General features: G+C 50.7%; 3 protein-coding genes. All 3 read right to left on the bottom strand.

Annotated features, from left to right (window positions below; genetic code table 11):
• Window positions 1-244: 244 nt before the first annotated feature.
• Window positions 245-1870, bottom strand: coding sequence for a hypothetical protein (locus FKW19_RS15890; protein WP_238331359.1), 1626 nt, complete (start codon window positions 1868-1870; stop codon window positions 245-247).
• Window positions 1871-2005: 135 nt separating this feature from the next.
• Entirely contained in the window at window positions 2006-2395 is a 390-nt protein-coding gene (locus FKW19_RS14865) for a MobC family plasmid mobilization relaxosome protein (RefSeq protein ID WP_039905180.1), read from the bottom strand.
• Between the two features lie 177 nt (window positions 2396-2572).
• On the bottom strand, window positions 2573-4204 hold the full coding sequence (locus FKW19_RS16030; RefSeq protein WP_089178408.1) for a DUF6538 domain-containing protein: 1632 nt from the start codon (window positions 4202-4204) through the stop codon (window positions 2573-2575).
• Window positions 4205-4305 lie beyond the last annotated feature (101 nt).

Raw genomic sequence — 4305 nt, forward strand, 5'->3', positions numbered from 1 at the left:
GGTAACGCAGAACTTCCATTGGGTGATTATCTATCCAATGGCAAAATGGGCATTCTGTCTCTCACTGTGCGTGCTGCTGGTCCTTATATTGTCAGCGCCACGCAGGCTGTTCAGTCTGCCTCAAAATCAGCGTAATAATACGCTTGATTTAAACTGATTGTAGGCTCTCCCTTTTTGAGGGGGAGCCTATTTTTTATTGTTATGTTGTTTCTGTAATGATCATGCTTTTTGTGGGGTGAAGTAATCAAGGGAACATGGAAAGAGCCACGTTAGGGGTGTGCAGGTTTGTTGTAGCCTGACAATTCTGGGAGGCTGGCTTCGTTGTGAGTAAAAGAGAAAGTCGCTTGATTTCCTGACGGGCAGAGTCTTGTGCAGCTTTATGCTCTTGTTTCCATTGTTCAATGCGCTTTTGCCGGGTCTGTGCCATGTTTTCGAACCTCTGGTCGAGCCATGGTGTCAGTTTCTGAGAGTCCGCCATAGCTGAGAATTCAGTATCGTGGTTCTTTTTGAACTGTTCCAGTGTTGTCTGGTCTTTTTCGCTCAGAACTACACGAATTGGGTTTGGTAGTTCCGGGCGTAGCCCGACGACATGAAGTAAAGCTTCCACTATGAAACGCAGTACCTCCAGGAATTCATAGAAGAGCGTATCCGCTATTTTTTCCAGTTTCTGGGCTTTCCCAGTCATGCGATGCCAGCGGTTTTTCTCGGCGTCACGCCATTCCTGCTTTGCCGAGTTGTAGCGGTCAAAGCTTTTCCTGAGCTGCTTCTGATAGGGAACAAGCTGCCTGCGCCATGTTGTTAGAGTTTTGTCTTTGTCCTGAGGCTTCCAATTTATTTCCGGAGCCTTCTGATCAAGAATGGCTTGTTGTTCTGCAATTTCTTTTTTGATTTTCTGACGGAAACGTAACTCGTCGACACTCATAATATGAACAGGAAATTCTGGCCGAAATTGTTTGGTAGATGGGATGTCAACGTCAGACATACGTTGGAGCCAGAACTGTCTTTGCCACACCTTCATTTTGGGGCGTTTTATAACGGGTCGTTTTGGTGTGGGTGATTGTGTGCAAGAGGCTTTGGGTATGGGGAATTCATCGTAAAAATTTTCTGGGGTCCGGCGGAAGGGTAAACGCGTATTTTTTATATCAGTCTCAGGTTTACTGGCAGACTGTAGCTTTTCTTCTGCAAGCATTTTTCTGAAATCAGCCATCCTGACTTTTGTCAGGCGGGTAAAGCTGCCGATCAGTGTTCCATTGTGATCTTCAATGATATGCGCTCCCGGTCTTTGTTCGGCACGATCCCCTGCACGCATGCTGAGATTATGTTCGTTCAATGCGTCCCGGAATGCTTTCAAGTCCTCTGAGCGTGACCACAGGGTGCAGACCAGTTTTTTGAGAGCTGGAAGGTCAAGCTCCTGTCGTTCGGTGATGCGTCGCGCTTGCGATGTGTAGGCAGAGCGGGGTTTTGCATCATGAGAAACAGGAATGAGCGCTTCAACCTGTTCTGCTTCATAGTGATGGCCTTCCGTACGCAGGGCTTTTGCAATAGCCCTGTCATGCCGACCGGCGACCAGGCGATGCCCCAGCCGGATTTCTTCAAGCCGGGCGATTTTTTCCATGCGCATCCATGTAAATCGACTGTCCAGGATGCAATTCTGTTGCCATTCTGGCAGAATGAGATGCCCATGGGTGGTTCCGTCTTTCTGGTGGATCACAAGGGTGAGGTGTTCTGGGTCAGCCTTGAGTTCGTCACAGAGACGGTGGACAAAATCGGAAAGCTGATCGTCAGTCATGGCCTCATCTGGATTGAAGGCAATATGGCGGAGGCCATATTTCAGCCCTTCACGATGGGCTTCGCGCATCTGGTCACGCATAAGCCAGTCTGATCCTGCCAGAACCCGGATAGCTTCATTTTTTGCACCACGCAGAACATGGCGGGTCAAAGCGCCTGCACCGCTTTTTGTTCTGATCCGGCTTTCCTTGACGATCATGACGCATGCCCTGGACAGTCAGTGCCGGGTCACGACAGCCGTCTCGCACCTGCGATGGGCTGATCGCGGGGAGCGTTTTTTGCGAGAGGGAGAGAGAAGCTGGTCAAGTCGTGTGATCAGGGGTTCAATGTCATCCAGCACACTGCCACACTGGATGGCATCCCCGCAGTTGGCAGAACGGGCAAGCTGATTGAGGTTGTTGCCGACACGGGCAAGCTGATAACGTATCCCACGTAGTTCATCGGGAACGTGTGGCCCATCATGCTTGGCCAGTTCCGCACTGGTGAGGAGACACCGTATCCAGTCGGAGGTCGTGGCATGGCCACGGGAGCGGGCAAGATGAGTCCAGCACACAAGTTCTTCGGGGGATGCGCGGACGGAGAGGCGGGAAGTTCGAGTGATTGGCATAACGAGGTTCTCCTAAAAGAGGGGGTTAACGGGGGAGATTTCTCCCCCTTACCAGCTTGTCGAATGCACCCCTTGGGTAGCCATTTGACACTGCTGGCTCCTTTTAAAGATAACCTAGTCAGACACCCGATTTCCGAACTTTCTTTTTATGCAAACAAGACTGTCACCATAAGGCTTTCAGAAGGGCATAATGCATTCGGGCGGATAGGTGAGTGCTTCAATGACCTGCTTGAGATTGGCAACTTCAATCCCGCTTGTGTAGTTCATGGTCCCTTGCGATTTGTGGGATGCTTCATGGCCCAGAACGGTGTCGATCCACAATTCTCTGATGTGGGCTTCCTGATTTCTGAGCTTGGTGGAAACTGTATGGCGGAAGGAATGAAACGTCACATCTTCAGGGATGCCGATACGCTTTTTATGCTTTGAGAAAGAACGGGCAAAGTTATCGCCTCGTTCACCTGATGCTGAGACAGTTAGATCAGGAAAGAGGAATTTTTCTCCATCGTTCCCAAGCAGATTCAGCCTTTCCATTCCGAGCAGACTTGAATGAATTGGAATGATACGGGTGCCCGCTGTGGTCTTCGGCGACCAGTTATCTTCGTGGTGAGGGCGCACATGGAAGCAAGGCACACCGTCAATGACTTCAATATCCTGTCGCCTGAGGTTACAGATTTCACCCAAGCGCATGCCTGTAAACATGCCGATAGTAATGATGCCAGCCCATGTTCGATGGGAAACCGCTGTTCCTGACCAATGAGTGTTAGCAAGCAACGCAAGCTCACCATCTGTCCATCCCCGTCGGACAATTTTCTTGGTGATATTAAAATCCCAGCCTGCCCATGGGTTCTTGTCTACAAGGTCACGTTGAACAAGATGGCTCCAGAGTGAAGACATACGAGAGAAGTGGTTCTTCACAGTTTTGCCACTGACAGTTTCTTGGCCTTGTTCCTGTGCCTGAGCAATGACCATACGCAGGGGGAGAACGGTTTTTCCTTTGCCATGGGTGGCGGGCAGGGATGACAGAAGGTCGAAGAACTCACCGGCCACGGTGCCAGTTATTTGTCGAATGGGTTTATCGCCGAAGGCCTCAATGAACAGATCAATGGTCTTACGAGTGGCTTTGAGCGTGTCGGGGCTTTTGGTGGTGTCTGAATAGATGAATTTTTCCGCCATGACAGACAGGCGAGGGGAGGACGGTTTAACAGGAACAGGCTTTTCTTCTGCTCCCACCTCTTCAAGAGGGGCGAGAGACGATGCCGGAAGGTTTCCGGCCTGCTGGGCCAGTGTCTGATTGCTGCGAATATCCACAATCATCGCAGCCAGCCGATTTGCTTCTCCCCGAAGCATTTCTTTTTCTTTGGCACTTACGGCTGAGCCTGTTTTGAGGCGTTGACTGAGAGATTCCAGTCGCGTCTGTATGGCAGCAAGATGATCCTTGCTTTGCTGGAGAAAGGCGCTCTCTTTCTGAACCTGTTCCAGCATCTCCATCGCATGGCGGGCTTTCTCAGCCTTCTGCTCGAGCGCATGGCACTCTTCTGCCAGTGACAGGGTGGTTTCCTGATCCCGGATCATCTGGGTTTGCAAGGCCAGAAGCTCTTGCAGAAGGGTAGGGGAAGCCTGTTCGTCCAAAGTCCGGGCCTTATGAAAGAAGTCACCTGTACGCGCATACAGATCAGCAGCTCTTTCGCGGGCGATCAACTTTTTATCGGTACGCAGGGAGAGAGAGATTTCAGACCGGCCCAGAAGGGCTTTGAGGTCCTGAGGGATGGCACGGCGGAAGTGGTAGTGTGACCCGATGAGTCGAAGCATGACGAATTCCCATTATGGGAAGACAAACGGGAAAATCCCGCAGACCCGTCAAATTCTCATTTTACTGTTATATTTCAACAGGTTAGTGGTGCGAACTGCGG

This window comes from Acetobacter sp. DmW_125128 (genome assembly GCF_008704325.1).
Lineage (GTDB): Bacteria > Pseudomonadota > Alphaproteobacteria > Acetobacterales > Acetobacteraceae > Acetobacter > Acetobacter oryzifermentans.